This is a genomic window from Mesorhizobium sp. ISC15 (genome assembly GCF_037162615.1).
GTDB classification, from domain to species: domain Bacteria; phylum Pseudomonadota; class Alphaproteobacteria; order Rhizobiales; family Rhizobiaceae; genus Mesorhizobium; species Mesorhizobium mediterraneum.
Genome location: NZ_JAVSPX010000002.1, coordinates 146,144 through 166,704, shown reverse-complemented (window position 1 = coordinate 166,704; position 20,561 = coordinate 146,144). Strand labels below are relative to the sequence as shown.

Below are 20,561 nucleotides of genomic sequence, written 5' to 3'. Positions count from 1 at the left end.
GACTGCAGTTCGTGCTGACACTCGAGCGCGTATAGAGTTCGAGATCACGCACCCGTTCCATCCGTGGCGCGGCCAGCGCTTCGTGCTGTCGACCCGCAAGCAGAACTGGGGCGAGGACCCCGTCATGTTCTACGACGCGGCGGGACGACTTCGCTCGCTGCTTGCGTCATGGACGGACGTCGCTGAACCCGATGTTTTCATTCAGGTCGCGGCCGGTCGGTCGTTCGTGCGTCCAGATGATCTGGCAACCCTGGCGGCGTTGATCGAGCAAATCGAGCGCAGCCATGGCGGCTGAACCCGTGTCAGGCAATTTATGCCGCATGTGTCAACCTAATTATGCCGCGGCATGCCGGATACACCGTCGTTCCAGTCGCCGATTTTACTCGCATTGTCCGGGTCTGATCGGTATGGCAGTTGCCTCCATTAGATTGACACGTTCTCTATCGAGGCGTAATTTGATTTACACACAAGCAAGGGGATATACCATGCCCAACCAGACCAAACGCGATCGACTGCGCCAGCTCGGAGCGCTCAACACGCGCCCCGAAGCCGTCCGCGCACCCTGGTTCCGTGAATCCAGCTTCTTCGATCCTCTCGACCTCGTGCAGGTGAAGTACGAGATGCTGCGTCACGTCCACGAGGATGGCGTCAACAAAGCCGATGCCGCCGCGCTTTTCGGTCTGTCGCGGCCCACCTACTATCAGGCCGAGGCCGCGTTTGAACGCGAGGGCATTGCCGGCCTGCTGCCGCGCACGCGTGGGCCAAAGTCGGCCCACAAGCTCACCGACGAAGTTATGCAGCTCATCGAGCAGAACCAGCACACGGGTGCTCCGCTGCAGGCGCGATCCCTGGCGCAACTGCTGCATTCGACACTCGGTCTCAGCGTCCATCCCCGCAGCATCGAACGCGCGATGGCCCGTAAAAAAAACGGTGAGCCCCATGCGCGCACCCCGCTGCTGCCGCATGGCTGCAAGGATTTCTACGAGACGCTGCGCGCCGCCGTCCTATGCGGCCAGGCCTGCATCAAGGACATGGGCGCCATCGTTTTTCATGGCTTTTGGCAAGGGCTGGCGGTGCTGATCGCGGCCCCTCAGCCTTCCCCGTCGGTGCATCGGCTGCCCGAACCGCCGCCCACGGCTTCGGCGGCCGTGCACGATCGCCAGCTCGTGCACATTCTCGCCAACATGGTGCTGGCAGCAGAGACGCGAGGCAATCATGTCTACTGACATCGCCATGAAGGTTGGCGCCGACCATCTGCGGCGTGATGCATTCCTCTACGTGCGTCAGTCCTCTCTCCGTCAGGTGTTCGAGAACACCGAGAGCACCAAGCGGCAATACGCTTTGCGCGATCGCGCAGTGGCGCTGGGCTGGCCGATCGAACGTGTCCACGTCATCGATAGCGACCTCGGCCTCTCCGGCGCGCAGTCGCAGCACCGCGACGGCTTCCAGCACCTGGTGAGTGAAGTGGCGATGGGGCACGCAGGGATCGTGCTGGGGCTGGAAGTGTCGCGCCTGGCACGCAACAATGCCGACTGGCACCGTCTCCTTGAGCTGGCCGCCCTGTCGCGCACGCTCATCATGGATGAGGACGGCGTCTACGAACTATCATGTTGATACCCTCATTCGGTAGCGGATTGAGTAAAGTCGAGGTGTTGCCGCACGCCGGATTTGAGCTCTTTTATTGCGGCGATTGTTGCAGCGGCATCTGGAAACAGAACGCGTTTGTGAGTGGCGCTTTGGTGGATACTGATCACGCCATTGCGGATTCGATGCCGTATCCAGGAGCGAGAAACGTCCGCCGCCATCGCTAATTCAGACACCGATAGCCACCCGGGAATGTGGTGAGAGCGGGCTGGTGTAGACTGCCTCAATACGCGATGGCCTTGTCGGACGACCTGGACGGTGCGCACAGGAACGTAGCTGCGGCGCGGTGAGCGGAAACCTTCCTTAGTCAGTCTGGCAGCTATTGCCGTGTCGTCGAGCCCTTGATGAGCCAGTTCGAGCAGCCGGACCTCCATCTCGGCGCCGCGAGACAGGGCGCTCAAGGCATGAACTCTCGGCTCGACCTCGCGTTCGGTAACTTCACCGCCTCGCCAAACGATGCGGATCGTAATCCGATCTCGGACCACCCGTTGCAGGATCACTTTGTCGATCAAGCTGCGTATTAAGGCTTTCTTGCGTCCCCACTCTATGTCAGGTCTCTGCCAAAATTCAGGAAGTTGCGAACTGGCAGCGATAAAATCATTCTGTTCTGTCGGCGTCAGATCGTCAGATTGACTTTGCATCGCGCGATGGCGCTCAAGTGCATCCTCCGCTTGACGAAGCTCACGCAGAGCCCTCTCCCAACGGCGCTCCAACTCTGCCGCGATCAGCCGATTGTCTGGGTCAACCCGATCGTATTGCCGTTCTGCGAGCAGCGCTTGATAACGCAGCCGTTTGATCTGCTGCTCTTCAGCGCGCTCAAAAGCCTCGTCTGCCTGCTGACGAGCATCTTTGGCGTGCATCAACTCGGCCAACTCAGCCGGACTGGCCGCCGCGAAGAAGGCCTCAACGACGCGGGCGTCGATGGGATCGGCTGGCAAATGCTGGCATAGGGCTCCGCCCTGGCTGCGTGCCAGGAAGTTGCAGACGTAACGGTTGCCGTTCTTGTATTCAACGCCCATTTTATGGCCGCATCGCCCGCACCAGACAATGCCTTGCAACACCGCCGCGCCATCACGCGGCGCACCGCGTGTCTGGTTTCGTCGGTATTCAGCATGATTGTCAGTCAGCATGGTCTGGATCCGCTCGTAACGCTCCCAATCGAGATAAGCAGGATAACGGTCTTTCACTACGATTTTCCACTCTGCCATTGGCCGGCGTCGCGAGATGATCTTACCACTTGCATATCTGGTGTGACAGGACTGGGTGCGGCCATAGACAAAGGCGCCGGCATAGGCCGGGTTCTTCAACATCCCGGCAAGCATGCTGGCAGTTGGGACGCGCCAGATAACGTCGCCAAATCGATTTCGCCGCGGTATGGTGAGCGCACGATCCCGCAAGGAACGGATCACTTTTCCGACGGTGCCCAACTCCCAAAATGCAGAGAATATCAGGGCAATCCGGTCCTGCACTTCCTGGTTTGAATCCTTCATCACGACACCATTGGCGTCCCGCTCCAACCCGGCTGGTAATAGCAATGCCAGCTCGCCCCGCTTAGCCTTGCTGAGCAAACCGGCTGTCAGGCGGCCACGAAGCGTGTGCAATTCTACTTCCGAGATCGTACCCTTCAGGCCAAGCAACAAGCGCCCGTTGGCCGAGCCCGGATCGTAAATTCCGTCGCGGTCGCCGATGAGGCATTGCCGATAGCCGCATAAATCGAGGAGCGGGTACCAATCGGAACAATTGCGGGCAAGCCGTGTCACTTCATACGAGAGAACGATGCCAACTTCACCCAATGTGACGCGTCCAAGGAGATCTTTGAAGCCGGCCCGGTGAGCCGCCGCAGCTCCACTCTGGCCAAGGTCCGCGTCGATCACTTCGATATTGTTTTCGTCCCAGCCGAGATCTCCCGCACGCTGATGCAATGCATATTGCAGCCGCAGGCTTTCCTGGTTGTTGACCATCTGATGTGGTGTCGATTGCCGGATGTAAATCACGGCTTTTCGGCACAAATGCTGGGTCGTTATCAGATCCGACATCATGGCTCGCCCTCCAGAGAACCATGCGGGTCCGATAGGGGTGATTCGGTTTCTGACGTCAGGCTATCATGCTCAGGTATATCGAAGGAACTTTGCGGCGCCTGCGCCTTTGCAGAGCAGACAAGGCGAATAAAATCGCGAACGCTCGTAGTTGAAAGCTTGGCTAACGGCAGATCTGGTGCCGATGGATACAGATTGGTGGCCGAGATCGGAATCTTCAGGAAAACATCATCGCGGTAAACGACAAGAAGCTGACGATAGGGGTCGGCGCCGCTCGGTCTGCCCGCCAAAATGAAATCGCGCCCATAAAGTGGGTGCGTCGGATCGGCAACTGTTATCCGTTGATCATCCCCAAATCTAATTGGGGCATTAAGATGTGTGTTCGTAGACGCCATCCTCATCGAGGATGAGGGTGTCGGCAAGAGCGCAAATCTCCAGCAGACGCTGCCAGTCTGCATTGTTGCGCGCCAGCCGGGAGACTTCGAGCCCCATCACGATCCCGGCGCGCCCCATGCCGACGTCGCTGACCAGGCGCTGAAACCCCTCGCGCCAGGCCGCCGAAGCACCGGATTCGCCCTGATCATTGTCGACGACGATAATCTGCTCATCCCGCCAGCCGAGGGCGACCGCACGTCCACGAAGCGCATATTGCCGCCTGGCGCTCTCGGTGTTCTCGATGACTTGCCGCATCGAGGATTGGCGGATGTACAGGTAGGCGCTGCGTTCGACGTGATGAGACTGGACTTTAAGGTGCGCATTCATGGTGATCTCCGGTCGTGGATGCTCATGGCTATTATCGCAAGGACGTGAACGACGGCTGCGTGCCCGCCGTGCGTCGGCCAGGCGGTCGACGGTGGATGACTTTGTTCTTGCGGGGGATTTGCTGCTGCGGCCAGCGTCTGTGCCCACCCCCACATGCCCCGGCGCAGAAAGAGCATGAGGCCGCTACGGGCCTTGAGCGGCAGAGCTTCGCCGAGGGCTGCCCCGCGCAGCACCTCATACTGGGCCGCAATGGCCGACGACAGGATCGACGAACGCGCCGATGTCGCGGCAATGTTCACCTGCCGGTTTTTTTTAATACCCGCTCGATCGTCCTGGGATGAAGCTCGACATCGAGTTCGCAGCGGACCAGCTTCGCCAGTTCCCGAGCACGAACGGGTTCGCCCGGGGCCAACTGCGCCTGAAGAAACGCCAGGACTTCGTCGTCGATCTTGTGGGGACCGCGGGGGCCCGGCTTCTTTGGTACTAGTCCCGCAATCCCGGCTGCGTCGAAGCTCGCCCTTGCCTGATAGTAGGTCGGCCTGGAAACGCCATACTCGTCGGACGCCACCGTCACCGACACGTTGTCGATGGAGACGCGCCGCAGCATCTCGTATCTGACCTGCACGGCGTCGTGCGGATCGAAGAACTCGCTGCCCCGGAACTTCGGATCGCCCACCTTCTCGGGGCTTGGATTGAAGGTGCCTTCTTCGATGAGGGCATCCGTCTTCGAGCGCTTGCTGTCGGACATCGCAGACATCGCCGGCTCCGAGTGCGGAAAGAAGCATAATCGTAAATATATTTATGCCGCCATTAACATCGTTGTCAAGGCGGCTTGCGTGATCAACACTGAGAGTGTAGCCGGAATGTCGGGATATGCCCATCATGTAAATCCTCCAGCGGCATAATCTGCCTTACAGAAGCGGCATAATTATCCTTACAGCTTGTCGAGTGATCGCGAAGCCGACTTACCAGAAAGGCGCCCGACCAGACTGGCCAGTTCCAGCAAGTCGACAGTACGCAAGAGCGCCCTCCCATTCCCCATGACAACTTCTGGATCCGGGCTCGCAAGATCAGTCCATTGCGGAGGAACCGACCATACGGCGCTATCGTCGGCCTGCAGCAAAAGGCGTTCGCCATGCCGATTGTATCGTCTGCCGACACATGGCAGCAGCCGCGAGAACAGAGGATGAAACGGATGCGTGATCCGCACTAATTGCGTATCTGCGTTCGTAGAGTCTGCATTCCCAAGTGAGGTACAAGAAGCTGGAGCGCGGGCGTTTTATTTGGCCATCGGCGGCCGACGGCACGGTGGTGATCACGCCGGCGCAGCTTGGCTATCTGCTCGAAGGCATCGACTGGCGCATGCCGCAAAAAACCTGGCGTCCGAGCTCGGCGGGATGAGCAAAATCGTTGGCATGGAGGAGCGAATATGATTCCATCGCGCCATGACCGACGCGGCCGATCAGCTTCCCGGTGACCTTGCCAGTGCGCACGCGATGATCCTCGCGGAGCGCGCCGCCCGCCGTGAGGCGCAAGCACTCGCTGCCCGCGCGCAGGCCGTGAACTCGCATTCGGATGCGCTGATCGCGCGGCTCAGGCTGGAGATCGAGAAGCTGAAGCGCGAGATCCATGGCAGCCGCTCGGAGCGCAAGGCGCGGCTTCTCGAACAGATGGAATTGCAGCTTGAGGAGTTGGAAGTCGACGCTAGCCAGGACGAATTGGAGGCGGAACTGACGGCACGCTCCTCGACGGTCAGGGCGTTCGAGCGCAAGCGACCGTCGCGCAAGCCTTTCCCCGAACATCTGCCGCGTGAGCGCGTGGTGATAGCCGCGCCGGCGAACTGCCCGTGTTGCGGTTCGGGCAGGCTGGCCAAGCTTGGCGAGGACGTTACCGAGACGCTGGAGGTGATCCCGCGCCAGTGGAAGGTGATCCAGACCGTGCGCGAGAAGTTCTCTTGCCGCGAATGCGAGAAGATCTCGCAGCCGCCGGCGCCCTTCCATGTGACGCCGCGCGGCTTTGCCGGGCCGAACCTTTTGGCGATGATCCTGTTCGAGAAGTTCGCCCAGCACCAGCCGCTGAACCGGCAGAGCGAGCGCTATGCCCGCGAAGGCATCGACCTCAGCCTTTCCACACTGGCCGACCAGGTTGGCGCTTGTGCCGCGGCGCTCAAGCCGGTGCACGCGCTGATCGAGGCGCATGTGCTTGCCGCCGAGCGTCTGCATGGCGATGACACGACCGTGCCGATTCTGGCGAAGGGCAAGACCGATACTGGGCGCATCTGGACCTATGTCAGGGATGACCGGTCGTTCGGCGGAACATCGCCGCCGGGAGCACTCTACTATGCCTCGCGCGATCGGCGGCAGGAACATCCCGAGCGTCATTTGCGGAGCTTCACCGGCATTCTGCAGGCCGATGCCTATGGCGGTTACAATCCGCTGTTCAAGATGGACCGTGACCCCGGCCCGCTGACCCAGGCGCTGTGCTGGGCGCATGCGCGCCGCAAGTTCTTCGTGCTTGCCGACATCGCCACGAATGCCAAGCGTGGAAAGAACGCCGCGCCGATCTCGCCGATCGCGCTTGAGGCGGTCAAACGCATCGACGCCTTGTTCGATATCGAGCGCGAGATCAACGGGCTTTCCGCAGGCGAACGTCTGGAACGCCGGCAGGAAAGCCGTCTTCTCGCCACCGAACTTGAGGCCTGGATGCGGGCAGAGCGGGCAAGACTGTCGCGCAGCTCTCCGGTCGCCGAGCCAATCGACTATATACTGAAGCGCTGGGAAGGGTTCACGACCTTCCTCGGCGATGGCCGGATTTGCCTGACCAACAACGCGGCCGAACGCGCGCTGCGTGGTTTTGCTCTCGGCAGAAAAGCTTGGTTGTTCGCGGGCTCCGATCGCGGTGCCGATCGGGCTGCCTTCATGGCGACGCTGATCAACACCGCCAAGCTCAACGACGTCGATCCGCAGGCTTGGCTTGCCGACGTCCTCTCCCGCATCGCCGACACGCCGATCACACGGCTCGAGGGCCTGCTGCCATGGAACTGGCGGCCCGCTCGGGCGCTCATGGCGTCGGCCGCGTAAACAGCGCGCGAAACAGTTCCTTCGAGCGCCGAAGACCCTCGTCCGTCAATACCAAGGATTTTGCCTTGTTAACCGGGTCGGCAATCAATCCCTTCCGGTGAAGTCGATCCGTCACGTCCCAGTCAAAGCACTTCCAGGCGCACCGTTCATTGTGCAGGGTCAGCCAAAGCAGTGCCAGGACCGCATCATCGATCTTGTCGGTATCGATCTCCATCGCTGCAGCTTAACACAGACAGCACCGCCGCACCCAGACCGGATGGATACCAAAAGCCGGTATCTCAATAATCGGATCGAACAGGATCACAGGCGTATCAAGCGCCGCATTCGATCCATGCTCGGCTTCAAGTCGCAGGCGAGCACCGTGGTTATCCTCTCCGGCATCGAGATGATCCATATGATGCGCAAGCGACAGGCGCGGTATGCCTACAATCCCAGTCCATCGATCGCCGAGCAGTTCGACATCCTCGCCGCCTGACGGACAGGCCGAAATGGCCGTTCACTATCCCATTTCCAAGTTTGCGACAGAGCCTGTATCGACGTGTCATATGAAGCGGTCCGGCGGGCAAAGCAGAAGTTCTGACCGAGAGCCAGAAACCAAATTAGTCAATCACGAAAGCCCTGGGGCTATTCGTTGCGCTCACGTTCAAGAAGAGCCGGTTGCTGCTGCTCCACCCGACAACCCGACACCCCGTGGACCGTTAACCGCAGAAATTTCTGACAGGCTCCACCCGAATCGCGGACCTCATCGAGGCGGCGGCGGCAGGATATATCCTGATGTAAATGTTCCAAAATTAAAATTTTGGGACATTTACATCTAGGATTAAATGATAGTTTTTAATGATCTCGGTGCTAAGAATAAGAAACGACTTTCCGAAAATTTGTTAGAGTGTAGAGTCAGATTATCCAATTGCCAATATCCTGGCGCATTTGATTGCTCTAGATATGGCATATCAATGGCGATCATTGCGATCAACGAGTTATAGTCATAGGCTTTATAGCGCATAACGCTGCGATCCATTTATACATCAAATTGGTTAATTGAGCGTAAAGAACATCATAATTAGTAATAATCCTGGCCTTTTATTTGAATAAAGTGCAGCACAACAACATGCATTTCCTCGATTGCAAAGCAGAACGAAGAAATGGAAACGAAAATAACAATACAACAAATACAACGAAATCAAAGACAATTAAGGAGGAAATGGTATTTCTACGATGATCCAGGAATAACATTAGCGTATAGTGGCGAGGGTTGCGCCACTAATCCCAACCAGATGCGCTCGGCCAGTCAGTGGCGGGCGTAGAGGAGGGCCAAATCATCTGTCCGTGGGCGACGATGTCGAAGTGCCCCCTTGTTATACAGCGGGTCCATACACCGTTTCCTTCGGAAGTGAACTGGCTAGTGGGAAAGATGGCGAGGAAAGACTTGATATGTTCACGCTCGACTGTACTGCACCATCGGTCGTGGTACTTACTAGCTATAGATTTAGAAGTGATGACCTCATTGTATGGCCAGAGGTCCATCGCCAGCACCACCCCAGGAAAATATTTAGTTGGGACTGCTTCTAAGTTCCTGTGTTCAACACAGGATTCTACCACATCTGTGGGCAAAAAGACATACAAGAGGGGGGGGTTTGGAGCACAAACAGGGACGCGTTCAAGTTCGATAGGTTCACAATAGCCAAAGAGTGGAGTTTCTGTCATGCAGGGCCCCGTTTCCAATGCAGTAAAATTTTTTGGAGGAAGTCCCTTAGCTTGTTCATAAGCCCGCGCCTCAGCCACCCAATTGACCTGAGCCTTCATGACCCGCTTGAGGTAAGCACGATATTTTTTGACTGCCTCATTAAGGCCGTCGCAGAGGTCGTGTTTGGGCATCCCCGTTAGGCAGATGCTGTCAAATCTGGGGCGCTCGTAGGTTGGATAGTTGTCTGCCATGGTAAAGTTGTGTGTCTAATTCACTGTATGGCAATTATAGGTGTCACTGGTTTATATAGAGGGCACTGGTTCTGTGCATCCGTTAACCCTCACGAGAGTTCACGGGGCGTGACTTTAGCGTTCTGTATAGGGGCAAGTCAACAACACGTCACATTCGTTGCAACAGCCAGAAAAGTCCTCTACGTATTCTGGAAGAGCCAGAGTAGATGACTCCATCGCCCGTGGAATCTGTGATATTGAGTGATTGGCTATAATTGATTTATATGCAACACGTTGACTACGCGAAAAGGCGCCATTTAAAGAGAGTGGAAAGTTATTCGGTGGGGAGATGCTGTTGGCCCCCGCATTGGGCTGTGGGCCCCGCATTGGGCAGGATATGCAGAACAGGGGCGGCTCTTCCTTATTGGACCGCAATTGTAGACAGCGACAGCACCCAATGGCGAGCAGAACAGGGGCGGCTCGGCTCGGCTCGGTGGGGGGCAGGATCTATAGCGATGTCGCCTTTCTTTCTTTCTTTCTTTCTTTCTTTGTGCATTCGTGCACTCGCGGCGTAAACGGCGAAGCCGATACTCCTGACTTCGAACAGGTCGGTCCCGGCACACGCACGTGAAATGGACCCCGATTTTGGGACCATGAGCTTAGTTGGAAGGGCTGCTGCGTTGTAGGCGGCAAAGAGAGAGCTGGTTCGGGAAATTTGAACAGGGGGTTAAGTGGAATTTCTGCCTGAGCTGAGCCAGAGTGGCTCACGAACAGGAGCTGAAATGCCGAAACGAATTCGCCGTAACCATGCTGCTGGTTTTAAAGCCAAAGTGGCGCTTGCGGCCCTGAAAGGGGAAAAGACGCTATCGGAATTGGCGCAGCAATACGATGTGCATCCCAACCAGATCGCGGATTGGAAGAAACAGCTTCTTGAGGGAGCCGCGAGCGTGTTTAACGGTGGGGAGAAAGCGTCACCAGCGGTCGATGTGAAGGTTCTTCATGCCAAGATCGGCGAATTGACGCTGGCCAATGATTTTTTAGGCTCGGCGCTCGACAAGGCCGGGCTGTTGGCGAGCGTAAAACGATGATTGATCGCGACCATGACTTGCCGATTACAAAGCAGGCTGCCGAATTGGGGATCAGCCGGGGCAGCGTCTACGCCTTGCCTCGGCCCGTGTCAGCCGCCGATCTGAAGCTGATGCGCCGGATCGACGAATTGCACATGGATTATCCGTTCGCCGGCAGCCGGCTGATGCAAAAACTCCTGAAGCGGGAGGGCTATGAAACGGGCCGCTTACACGTGCGAACCTTGATGAAGGGGAGCATGAGGATTTGTGGGGCGGGCTGGACCGGAGTATGTCGTCACCATTGAATTTCGACGGGGCCGGCGGATTTGAAAAGGGCAAAACGGGCAGCGACGAAAACTGCCGGAGAGGCGGCAGCCTCGGAGGATGAGATTTCCATCCTGCAATTCCGCATCTGGCTGCACGACGTGAGCCCGATGGTGTGGCGTAGGGTTCAGGTTCCCTCGACGATGACGCTACGCGAGTTTCATGGCGTCCTTCAGGTCGCGATGGGATGGGAAGGCATACACCTTTACCAGTTCGTCATTCACACGGTGCGGTACGGCTCGTGGGAGGCGGGTGCCCGCTCTCCGGTTGTCACACTTGGCAATCTGCAACTGCGTAAGGGCAGCCGGTTCCTGTATGAGTACGACCTCAACACCCCCTGGGAGCACGAGGTCCGGCTAGAGGAGCGCCGGCCTGTCAAACACGGCGCTCACTATCCGGCGTGTACGGGCGGCGAAAGCAACTGTCCGCCTGAGGATTGTGGTGGACCGGGAGCCTGGATGTGGCAGAGGGACGAGGCGCTCGGGCCTGACCTCCATGAGGATCTCGCCACAGCATTGGAATTCATCACGGAAATCGGCGACACCCGGTCCCTTGCGGTCCTCGATGATCCGGACCGCGCTGGGGAATTGCAGGAATTGCTCTTTCGGATCAAAGGCCGAGCTACTCTGCTGGGCCAGTCGTTCGAGGAGCGGAAAGTGAATGATCGCCTGCGGCAGAGCGAACATCTGATCCTCATGCACCAGCAGATGTGACGGACCTGGCGACCTGATCTATCGAAAGCAGGTTGGCCCCCAGAAGGTGGCATCATCACCGCGAGTGTGCCGGACGCCCGAACAAGGCCTGCGCAGCCTTGGTCCGTGATCTGATCGAATTTCCGGCGCAGGTCGCGGCCGTAGTTCCGGCGCAATGTCGCGTCGTCTCGATATTCTCGTGGCCAAGGAAACGCTGCACATCGGTGATGTCCATGACGAGCCACCTCAGTTTCGTCGCCATGGTGTAGTGCAGAAGGTGCGGATAGACCCGCTTGGTGATCCGGGCCTTCCCTGAAATCTGGGGAACGATCTGGCCGATGCGCTGGCGGCTGTAGGTGTAGGGCATGGCGGACGCCGATATGAAGCCGGAGCGTCTGCGCCAGTTCCCGGCGGATCGGTATGCACCCCGGTTTCGAGCAGGGTCTGGAGCAACAGACCTGTCGTTCCGCCGGCGTCATAAGCATGGTTGATGACGGTCAAGTTCCTCCTCGACCCTCCGCCGTTCCGGCGGCGATCACCGGCCAGGCCTGTGCAGGCGCGTTTGATGACCGCCGTGCTTTGCAGGTAGTCGATCCCTTCCTGGATCAGGATTGTTGCGATGGCGTTTGCGGCCCGCTTTATCGAGGTCATGTCGGGTTACCGGACGATTTTCGGATTGCTAACTGATGGTCTTTATCAGCGTTTCCGGCAGGCCGCAGAGGAGAAACGGGCGTCACGGGCGCAATCAGTTTTTCCACTCCGGTCATTCTGGAAAACTCGATGCGGGAAGACGACATGCGGGCGCGGCTAGTATTGCAGATGATAGATGACGATGGCGAAAGAATCGCGACCGAGACGGTCGCCGATCTGGTGAAGGTGACGAAAGGGGCCGAGGATCTCGGTCTGTCGTTGTCGGAGGCGAAAAGCCTTCTTGCGAAATTGCAGCAGGCGATGGTGGAGACGCAGGTGGAACTTTGGCTGAGCGAAAACCGCGAGCTTGATGGGCGTCGCCTGCGCAGCAAGGGAAGCTATCCCGTCACCTTTCATACGCTATTCGGCGACGTGCGCCTGAAAAGCCCGCGCTATTTCCTGCCGCGAACGGACGGCGCGAGCAGCCCTGCAACGGTCTCGCCGTTGCGGACACTGATCCCAGACCACATCGCGCCCGAACGCCTCTATCTGGAAACCCGGTGGGCCTCGCTCGTGCCCTATGCCGCCGCGGCCGAGTTGCTGGCCGACGTGCTGCCGATCGATTGCGGCGCCAACGCCACAACAGTCCGGCAGCATGCGCTGCGCACCGCTCGCCGCATCGAGCGGGAGTTGACGGAAGAGCGGGTATCCTTCATGCAGGATGCCTGCCCGCGCGACTGGATGAACCTGCCTGTTCCCGATGGCCGCATCGTCATCGGCCTGGATGGCGGCTACATCCGCGACCGTGACGACCGGAAGAAGAATTTCGAGCTGATCGTCGGCCGCTCGCTGCCTGAAGTCGGCGCTCCGCGCTACATAGGTTTCGTCCACGGCTATGATCGCAGGCCGCAACGGCGCATTCTCGACCATCTTAAGAAGCAGGGCGTCCAAGCCAATCAGGATATCACCTTCATCACCGACGGTGGGGAAGAAGTCCGCTCGCTCGCCGAGATGATCGCCCCGGCGAGCGAGCATGTCCTCGACTGGTTCATATCACCATGCGCATCACGGTCCTTCGCCAGTTCGCTCAAGGGCTCGAAAACCACGACGAACAGGCCGGACAGGACCTGCTTGAAACCCTGCGCAGGATCAAATGGCATCTCTGGCATGGTAACGTCTATCGTGCCCGTGACGAAATCGCCGGCCTGCGATTCCACGCGGAAGGTTTCGAAACAGGCTATCCGAACATGCGCAAGTTCCTGACCGCTATCGGGGAGTTCCAGACCTACATCGCCTCCAACAGTGCCAGCCTGATCAATTACGGCGAACGCTACCGGTCCGGAGAACGCATCTCCTCGGCCTTCGTCGAGGCCACCGTTAACGCCGTCATCTCCAAGCGGTTCGCCAAGAAACAGCAGATGCAGTGGAGCAGGATCGGCGCACATCTTTTGCTGCAAACCCGCACGCAGACCCTCGACGGCTCCCTGCGCTCGACCTTCCGGCAATGGTATCGCGGCATGGCGAACGACAATCACGAGAACGGCGAAATGGTCCGCGCCGCTTGACCGCCCCACAAATCCTTATGCTCCCCTTATCGCAGAGCTGGTGGTCGATCGCGAAGACGAGGTCGATCTTCCCGAAGCCGAGGAAATCGCCTCGACCGCCTGGAGAACCCTACATCTCCCGGAGATCGCCGCCCTGCGACCGGGCCTCGTTCCAGAGTGGCCGATCTACGCGTTGCTCGCCGATGCGAGCGAGCCCACAGCGCTTGCCGGCCGGATTGACGCCGTCGCATTGGACGAGGGTCGCGCCTCGGTCGTTCTCGATTGGAAAAGTGACATCGCGCCGACGGAAGAAGACATGCGAATTCACGCGGGGGTCATGTCAGAGGAAACTAGGTTGAAGCGTGCAGGGTGGGCTTCTAGCGTCGAAGGATGACCAAACCCAGCCCGTTCCGTTACTTCAAGACGTCACCCGAGATCATCCGATTGGCGGTGATGCTGTACGTCCGCTTTCCTCTCTCGCTGCGCAATGTCGAGGATCTGCTGCACGAGCGCGGCATCGATGTCAGCCATGAGACAATCCGGTTCTGGTGGAACCGGTTTGGCCCGATGTTCGCGGCTGAAATCCGCCGGAAGCGAGCGCAACGGATGCGGGCCTGGCCGCAATGGCAGTGGCATCTGGACGAGGTGTTCGTGAAGATCAACGGCGAGACCCATTACCTTTGGCGGGCCGTGGATCACGAAGGGGAGATACTCGAAGCCTTTGTTTCAAAGAGGCGGGATCGCAGGGCAGCACTGAAATTCCTCAAGAAATCAATGAAACGAAATGGTTCTCCGAAGACCATCGTGACGGACAAGCTAAGGTCCTACGGCGCGGCCCTGAAGGAAATTGGAACTGCCGATCGCCAGCAAACCGGGCGCTGGATGAACAATCGAGCGGAGAATTCACACCTGCCATTCCGACGACGAGAACGAGCCATGCAGCGCTTCCGGCAGATGCGATGTTTGCAGAAATTCGCCGCAGTCCATTCGTCCGTCCAAAACCACTTTAACCAGGAACGCCATCTCTACACTCGCGACAATTTCAAGCTTAAACGGGCCGCCGCTCTCGCCGAGTGGCGCAGCCTCGGCTCGGCCTAGACTTCACAAATTCTTGGCGAACTGCGACTGGTTCGAATTGGTCTGACAGCACCCCGGATAGGATTGGTGAACTTTCGGAGCGCCGTCTGGATTTGCAGGCTCTCGCCTATCGCACGGAGCTCGTCCTCGGATAAAGTGCGGTCGCCTATCCATTCCGCAATACGGCCAGATCGCGTGGTTCGGCCCAATGTACGTCGACCAAAGCGCGCCCGGGCCTGGCTGCGCAGATTTCGCATATAGGCTGCCGCAGTTGCCGCCATGCGCGGACGAGGTGCCTGGGTCTGGACATCTTCGTCCTCGTCGCCGTCTTGCTCGTCATTGTCGTCGTCGGGCGTATTGAGCCCGTCGATAAATGCCGCCAGGCCTTCGAGAAATTTTCGGTCCTGATTGACCTGAGTATTGAGGCGCCGCCGCAACGCGGTGTCGGTTTCTTCCCTCATGCTGGAGAGGAGACCTTCAACGTCAGAGGAAACGCTCACCAGTTCCAGTAAGGCGCGAGGAAGCGAAATGGTAGGCGTTTCCGCGACGACGGCCTCTCTAAGCCTCCGCCCGAGGCGCGCGGTTTCCGAGTTTCCATTCTTTTCAAGGAGGTCGGCTGCACCGCCTAAATCCTCCCAGTAGTCGCCGGCCTGCCAGCTTACAAAATCCTCATACCAAGCTGTTTGCTTGTTGAGCACGTCAGGAAGGACATAGGATTCACCTTCCTTCATGATGAAAGGTCCGCCGCCGTCAGAAGCTTTGAGGATGCGAAACCTGTTTCGCGCCAGGCCTTGCCGAAAGCTTGACCATGTCGCGATCTTCTGGTCGGGCGCAGCAATGTTTTCGCGCGCGAAGGCCTCCTTGAGATACTGCTTGAGCAGGTCCGTGGGAGTGAACATCAGCCAACTGTGAGAGTGATCCACGGCATTGTCGGCACTGCTGTTGTCGGTCAAGCGCCGTTCATCGTCATCAAGATAGACACGATCGACCTTCTGTCCCAAACGCCGGATCAAGGTCGTGGTTTTGCCCGTGCCGGGCGGTCCTATAATCAGCAACTGACTGTTGAGGGGCAACCGGAAAATCTCGTCCTGATAGCGATCCAGGATCGGTTGGTCACGCAGGCCCATCTTCGTGATGACACTGCGCCGGATGCCTTCAATGATGTTGGTTGCTTGCTCATCGATAGCCAAAATACTGTCGAGGATGGAGCTATCTTCCCCGACGGCAATATGCACGGCGAGTGCATCGAGCATGGAGATGACGGTAATGGGCCCGTAGAATTCGCCCTCCAGAATGGAGTTACGCGAGTCCCACTGGCCCTGGCGCTCATGAGGATGAAGGATCGCCTTCTCGATGATCTCGACAGACTGAACGCCACCAGGGGTTCGGATATCGAAATCGTCGCCCACATCCAAGGACGCCAGCCGGCCCATCAACGAATTGCGTCCAGCGAAGCGTTTGTCTCCGCCGGGGCTTCCTGAAGCCGTTCCACGGCAAATGTAATAGATGACGATCTTTCCATCGTCCTGACGTGCTACCACCCTGGCGATGGCCGGTTCTTTGGCGAGCAGTTCGAGAGCACGGCGGTTTGCGCTGTCGACGTTGCCCAGGGCCCTGACGGCTTCGCCTGACGTAAAGGTGTTCACGCTGGCGAGCGCCGTCGGGCCGGTGGAGTATGGCTCGCCAAGCGCCGAACGTGCGTCCTTGGAAATTCTCTCGAAAACGTCGAGGCTTTCGCTCGAAACCCGTTCGATCTGATCCTGGTAGTTCGTGACCATTCCCATCTCCCTGCCGATTGTTCTTATTCTTGGATTGGGCTGCTATGTGCAACCAAATACGGAAGCGAGAACCATAAAATATAATATGGAAAGCTGCGCCCAGTGCCGCCTAACCTTTGCAGGCGTCATTGCTGGCTAAATGTAGTGCCGAAACGATAGCGGTTTCGACCCCACGCCCGGTATCGCGGTCAAGATTTCCCCGATGTCGTCGGCAAATCGCAGAGTGTCCGGCTAACCGTCGCTGAAAAGGCGCGCATTGAAGTTCAGCTTCGTCAGAGCGAGAACATCAGCCAGCCACCTGATGGAGCCGCGTGTCACCAAAAACAATGAGCACCTTCAAGGGCGTTGGAACCTCTCAAAATGCGTTGCGATGGTCGATCTCAAGCGCTAGGCCCCGCAAAACTGCACGCCCGCCTTCGCGAAAAAGCTTGAGGTCATTCGGCTTGGTAATCTGGATGCCGGAAATAGTTGTTCCCGCCGGAACCGCGCTGCGGAAGCCCTCACTCTCCGCACCATTGAACCGCGGCCGTGGATAAAAATCTCCTGCGGCGGCTTGCCGTGCCCACTGATGTAGCTGTCAGCGCAGCGGCTGACGATCTCCGCAGCTTTTCCTTAGAGAGGTGAAACTCCCCGAGGCGATCAGACCCGAATGCGCCACAGCACCCTTGAACACAATACCTTCGCCGGTATGCAGGAAAATCTGCGCCCCGCAGCAAGCCTCATTGTTGTCGGCGGGGTTGTTCTTTCTCTTGAATACGAGGCCGATGTAGCAGACGCCGTCGCGGATAGGCGTGGCGGAATCCGTTGTTTGCGGAGACCGCCTTGAGTGTCTGGTACTCGAACCGCTTGAGGTGTTCGACATAACTCATTTGCGCGGGAATCAGGGACCCGCCACCGGGGACAAGGCGCATGATGGGTTCAAGGACATGCCACTGTTCCAGCGTGGTGACGGGCACGGTCCGTGCCCGGCCCCCTTTCGTCCAGCTTACCTGCAAGGCGATATGATCGGCACGAATGGCCGCCTGCGGCTGCAACATCATGGCCTCTTTGCGCCGCAGGCCAAACGCCACTTGGAGGAGAACCGACGCCTTGATATGAGGGGCACTCGATCGTGCCAAGCTTGGCCTGGTTGAGGGTCTGGGGCACGGTTGCGCGTGACTTCGCCACGTTCGGCGACGCCGTACGCGGCATTGTCGCGGTTGACGACATTGACCTTGTTGACCTTCTCCGCCCACCATCGCAGCCAGGTGAGGCGGTTGCGGATACTGGCATCCGAGGTATCGGAATCGAGCCACTTTCTACAAGCGCCTCGACATGCTTGGGTTTGAGGGAACCGGCGGACGGCAGCTTGTAGCCGAGGTCCGCGAGGTCGTTGGCCATTTGCGGCCAAGCCGCGCCGACGGTGTTTGAGTGCCGTAAGAGCCGTCCCGGTTGCGTTGGCACATCGGCCTCGCCCAACTTGGCCGTTCTGGTGATGGCGGTGTCGATAGCGCGGTCAACGAACACCTCTCGGCCCGGATCGCGTTGACGTGCGGACCGAGCGGCCAAGCGACATGCTGAAAAGTAACACTCTGGGCGCCCCCTTCTCTGCCTCGGATTCGCGCCGACTTCACCCGGTTATCGAGCGGCAGCCGATGCCGGTGCTCGCCTTAGCCATAGTCCTGCACAACTGCCACGTGATAGTCTTTGAGCCGTCGGGCAAAGGATGAACGTTCAGCTTATTTCCCTTCCACTACATCCCTGAGTTCTTCGACCGTGAGCATGGGTTTGCGGTGTAGCATCTGGTGACAGTTTGAGCAGACCGCACGAAGGTCGCTCAATCGCGTCTTTTCGCCGGGCCGTATTTCTGCCACGGGCTTCGTATGGTGGCATTCGATGAAGCCAATGCCGCGCTCCTTATAAGTTCTCTCGAAATCAAAGCCGCAAACCGTGCATGCGAATGAAGTCAGGCTCGCCTTGAAAGCGGCGACCAGTTGCGGCTTCCGTTCAATGGCCCAATGAAGCCTGAGCCTGCGCGCGCCTTCTTCTTCGGAACGCTCACCCTCTCTTCCACTAGCATCTGCTCCTAGCTTCGTGATCGCCCTGAACTGCTCTTCGGACAAGTTGTACGAAGTTACCATCCTTTGCCGGCCGGGCTCGAAAATGTTTGGCGGTATTGGTAGCGACTCCCGGAATACGACAATCCGATCTTTTGGGACCGCCCAACGAAAGTACACAAAATCGCTTCGGATGGAGTTCTCTATCTGGGTAAGTGTTTGGTTCATGTATCGATGGGCAACCTGATTGATTTTGGCGAGTTCGAAAACATCAACCGCCATCTGCTCCACCGCTGAGGCTGACGGAGCGGCGGGTTTATCAAGTAATATGGCTCCGTCGTAATAGCCTGCCGCTCGCCAGCCGCCAGCATCGAAGGTCGCTAGGACAAGGCCAAATCTCTGGCCCTCATATTTCTTGGCAGGAAGCGCTACCGTGTAGCCGAGGACCTGTCCATCGATCGCGAAATCAATATTGAAATTCCAGTCCTCGTGCCCGAACCCGTGTTCATGAACGAAGCTGCCGACCCCCTTCTGGCTCAATCTGCCGCGTGACGGGCGAACCCAGCCTTCTGAATTGGGTGCGATCCTGTGTAGCTTGTATTCCAAATTATCCCTCCAAAATGGTAGTTGCTGCGATTAGCCTAAGATGAACCATCTCAGTGCCCTCAGCCTCCGCATTGGCGCAGGGTCGTCGCGGAGTCGGTGCATATGGGCAGCTTAGAACCGCCTCGCATTCTGCAATCTCCGCTTAACCGAGAAACCACCCGTTGTAAGCCTGCCATCTCAAAAATGGTGAGCTTCTGAACGCGTAAACGTTGAGTCCAGAACCACATCGCATTCTGTTATAGACTTGAAATAATTACATTATTTGAAGAGTAAGATTGACTTGGCAAGCAGGGTATAGTATCTGACGTTCCATGAGGTCAGTTGCCGCCTTCAGATCAAATCTGTCGCTTGGCAGTTAACTGTAAGAAGGCAGTCGTTTCGACCAGGATTGGCATCTAATTTGAGAATATTGAAGTTCGGATTCTCGAATTAGATGCAATCGTATTTGCTGAAAGGCCGTGAATCCATTGAATCCCATGATCCGTCTTCGAGAAGTACTAGGCCGATAAGGTGTTGACGTTGATTCTCAAATTAAATGCCAATGGCCGGGCTCGATCATTAAATTAAGTGCACATTCTCAAATTAGGTGTATAGCTAACATACTGAAATCGTTGACAAGCCACTCTCATCATTAACTGCAAAGCGACAGTGCTGCGGCCCGCGCTTAGTGCTCTCTCCCGCATCGGTTCAGAGTGTACCCGTTTTCAATGAGAGAGGCGGGCGCGAAAGCCAGAACTCCTGACAAATAATAGCCGCGAACATCGTTTTGTTGAGGCCGACTCTTTGCAGTCCGTCCCTCACATCATTATAACGCTTGAACACATCGCGTCGGCCGGCGCGTTAAATACCGGCGATATGGGGGGGTGATTAATGGCTGGTGAAGAAGCTGCACCATGTCGTCATCGGGGGGCGCCACCGGAGGAGGTGGTTAATCGCGTTGCCGAAATCGTCAGCGGCATCGCCGATGACCCGCAATACCTTTATCAGCGAGGACTTTCGGCGGACGAGTTTAGATTGGCCCTTCCTGCCGCGATCGAGAAGCTTCGCGGCAGCACGGCCGCCAGCAATGCCGATCGGCGTGACTTTCTGGGTATGATTTTCGATCATATGTTGGCTGTGGGCGCGATAGCCAGTGTGGTTCGCCCAGTCTACGGGAAGGATACGATTTACCAACTGGCCGTGCCTGAAATTGGTAACGTAGCCATCATACAGAAGGGGTGTCCCGATGGCGCTCACAGCAGCGTTGCATGGTCTGTTCCCTCATGGGCTGTCGAGACCTACCTTTGGTGGTTGTGCCCGAGTCTGGCCTCGGAACCCGGAGAACATGTTTTCAAAGGGGTCAACCGACTCCGCCGTCGCTTTTTCTCGGAT

General features: G+C 57.8%; 17 protein-coding genes and 6 pseudogenes. 11 read left to right on the top strand and 12 right to left on the bottom strand.

The window, feature by feature from the left end; all coding sequences use genetic code 11:
- Positions 1-82: 82 nt before the first annotated feature.
- From RPG13_RS33680 to RPG13_RS33670, 3 genes and pseudogenes are all read left to right on the top strand, one after another.
- The gene (locus RPG13_RS33680) at positions 83-295 is read left to right on the top strand and encodes a DUF5372 family protein (RefSeq protein ID WP_245486889.1); all 213 of its coding nucleotides are present in this window, start codon (positions 83-85) and stop codon (positions 293-295) included.
- Between the two features lie 190 nt (positions 296-485).
- Complete coding sequence (locus RPG13_RS33675) at positions 486-1,226, top strand: helix-turn-helix domain-containing protein (protein WP_287261689.1); 741 nt, start codon at positions 486-488, stop codon at positions 1,224-1,226.
- Positions 1,216-1,602 (top strand): annotated as a pseudogene (locus RPG13_RS33670) (recombinase family protein); the annotation flags it as partial. The gene RPG13_RS33675 and the pseudogene RPG13_RS33670, both read left to right, overlap by 11 nt.
- Before the next feature lie 17 nt (positions 1,603-1,619).
- On the opposite strand, the gene RPG13_RS33665 reads toward RPG13_RS33670, so the two are convergent.
- From RPG13_RS33665 to RPG13_RS35075, 5 genes and pseudogenes are all read right to left on the bottom strand, one after another.
- Positions 1,620-3,683, bottom strand: a complete 2,064-nt coding sequence (locus RPG13_RS33665) for a recombinase family protein (RefSeq protein WP_095488790.1) — start codon at positions 3,681-3,683, stop codon at positions 1,620-1,622.
- Positions 3,680-3,970 (bottom strand): hypothetical protein, encoded by a 291-nt coding sequence (locus tag RPG13_RS33660; RefSeq protein WP_128178335.1) that lies wholly within the window; start codon positions 3,968-3,970, stop codon positions 3,680-3,682. The genes RPG13_RS33665 and RPG13_RS33660 overlap by 4 nt, the downstream gene beginning before the upstream one ends.
- Before the next feature lie 82 nt (positions 3,971-4,052).
- A pseudogene (locus RPG13_RS33655) lies at positions 4,053-4,442 on the bottom strand (recombinase family protein); the annotation flags it as partial.
- Between the two features lie 295 nt (positions 4,443-4,737).
- A complete protein-coding gene (locus RPG13_RS33650) occupies positions 4,738-5,199 on the bottom strand; it encodes a helix-turn-helix domain-containing protein (protein WP_095488792.1) in 462 nt (153 codons plus the stop codon).
- Positions 5,200-5,376: 177 nt separating this feature from the next.
- The gene (locus RPG13_RS35075) at positions 5,377-5,652 is read right to left on the bottom strand and encodes a DUF5372 family protein (RefSeq protein ID WP_158302690.1); all 276 of its coding nucleotides are present in this window, start codon (positions 5,650-5,652) and stop codon (positions 5,377-5,379) included.
- 47 nt (positions 5,653-5,699) lie between these two features.
- Here RPG13_RS35075 and tnpB point away from each other — a divergent pair.
- Both tnpB and tnpC read left to right on the top strand, forming a co-directional pair.
- Positions 5,700-5,843: pseudogene (gene tnpB, locus RPG13_RS33645) on the top strand (IS66 family insertion sequence element accessory protein TnpB); the annotation flags it as partial.
- Positions 5,844-5,887: 44 nt separating this feature from the next.
- Positions 5,888-7,522, top strand: a complete 1,635-nt coding sequence (gene tnpC, locus RPG13_RS33640; RefSeq protein ID WP_095488794.1) for an IS66 family transposase — start codon at positions 5,888-5,890, stop codon at positions 7,520-7,522.
- On the opposite strand, the gene RPG13_RS33635 is transcribed toward tnpC, so the two are convergent.
- On the bottom strand, positions 7,503-7,736 hold the full coding sequence (locus tag RPG13_RS33635) for a DUF6429 family protein (RefSeq protein ID WP_095488795.1): 234 nt from the start codon (positions 7,734-7,736) through the stop codon (positions 7,503-7,505). The genes tnpC and RPG13_RS33635 overlap by 20 nt on opposite strands.
- Positions 7,737-7,787: 51 nt before the next feature.
- On the opposite strand from RPG13_RS33635, the pseudogene RPG13_RS33630 reads away from it, so the two are divergent.
- A pseudogene (locus tag RPG13_RS33630) lies at positions 7,788-7,997 on the top strand (DDE-type integrase/transposase/recombinase); the annotation flags it as partial.
- A 785-nt stretch (positions 7,998-8,782) separates the two neighbouring features.
- Here the strand turns inward: RPG13_RS33630 and RPG13_RS33625 are convergent.
- Entirely contained in the window at positions 8,783-9,457 is a 675-nt protein-coding gene (locus tag RPG13_RS33625; protein ID WP_095488796.1) for a RolB family protein, read from the bottom strand.
- A 761-nt stretch (positions 9,458-10,218) separates the two neighbouring features.
- Between RPG13_RS33625 and RPG13_RS33620 the strand changes: the two are divergent.
- Both RPG13_RS33620 and RPG13_RS33615 read left to right on the top strand, forming a co-directional pair.
- A pseudogene (locus RPG13_RS33620) lies at positions 10,219-10,754 on the top strand (helix-turn-helix domain-containing protein); the annotation flags it as partial.
- Between the two features lie 75 nt (positions 10,755-10,829).
- Positions 10,830-11,540 carry a plasmid pRiA4b ORF-3 family protein gene (locus RPG13_RS33615; protein WP_245330065.1) on the top strand — a complete coding sequence of 237 codons (711 nt, stop codon included), beginning with the start codon at positions 10,830-10,832 and terminating at the stop codon, positions 11,538-11,540.
- A gap of 55 nt (positions 11,541-11,595) precedes the next feature.
- Here the strand turns inward: RPG13_RS33615 and RPG13_RS33610 are convergent, their stop codons facing one another.
- Positions 11,596-11,886: a tyrosine-type recombinase/integrase gene (locus RPG13_RS33610; protein WP_095488797.1), complete on the bottom strand. Its 291-nt coding sequence runs from the start codon at positions 11,884-11,886 to the stop codon at positions 11,596-11,598.
- A 428-nt stretch (positions 11,887-12,314) separates the two neighbouring features.
- Here RPG13_RS33610 and RPG13_RS33605 point away from each other — a divergent pair.
- The 3 genes and pseudogenes from RPG13_RS33605 (at position 12,315) to RPG13_RS33595 (ending at position 14,791) form a co-directional block, all read left to right on the top strand.
- A pseudogene (locus RPG13_RS33605) lies at positions 12,315-13,714 on the top strand (ISKra4 family transposase).
- A 40-nt stretch (positions 13,715-13,754) separates the two neighbouring features.
- Positions 13,755-14,087 (top strand): hypothetical protein, encoded by a 333-nt coding sequence (locus RPG13_RS33600; protein WP_128177647.1) that lies wholly within the window; start codon positions 13,755-13,757, stop codon positions 14,085-14,087.
- Positions 14,084-14,791, top strand: a complete 708-nt coding sequence (locus RPG13_RS33595; RefSeq protein WP_095488810.1) for an IS6 family transposase — start codon at positions 14,084-14,086, stop codon at positions 14,789-14,791. Before RPG13_RS33600 ends, RPG13_RS33595 begins: the two co-directional genes overlap by 4 nt.
- On the opposite strand, the gene RPG13_RS33590 is transcribed toward RPG13_RS33595, so the two are convergent.
- The 4 genes from RPG13_RS33590 to RPG13_RS33575 form a co-directional block, all read right to left on the bottom strand.
- Positions 14,788-16,548, bottom strand: coding sequence for an ATP-binding protein (locus RPG13_RS33590; RefSeq protein WP_095488811.1), 1,761 nt, complete (start codon positions 16,546-16,548; stop codon positions 14,788-14,790). The genes RPG13_RS33595 and RPG13_RS33590 overlap by 4 nt on opposite strands.
- A gap of 719 nt (positions 16,549-17,267) precedes the next feature.
- On the bottom strand, positions 17,268-17,618 hold the full coding sequence (locus tag RPG13_RS33585; protein WP_245470435.1) for an integrase domain-containing protein: 351 nt from the start codon (positions 17,616-17,618) through the stop codon (positions 17,268-17,270).
- Between the two features lie 648 nt (positions 17,619-18,266).
- Complete coding sequence (locus tag RPG13_RS33580) at positions 18,267-19,190, bottom strand: HNH endonuclease (RefSeq protein ID WP_206073020.1); 924 nt, start codon at positions 19,188-19,190, stop codon at positions 18,267-18,269.
- Positions 19,191-20,057: 867 nt separating this feature from the next.
- On the bottom strand, positions 20,058-20,426 hold the full coding sequence (locus RPG13_RS33575) for a hypothetical protein (RefSeq protein ID WP_128177649.1): 369 nt from the start codon (positions 20,424-20,426) through the stop codon (positions 20,058-20,060).
- Between the last annotated feature and the right edge of the window lie 135 nt (positions 20,427-20,561).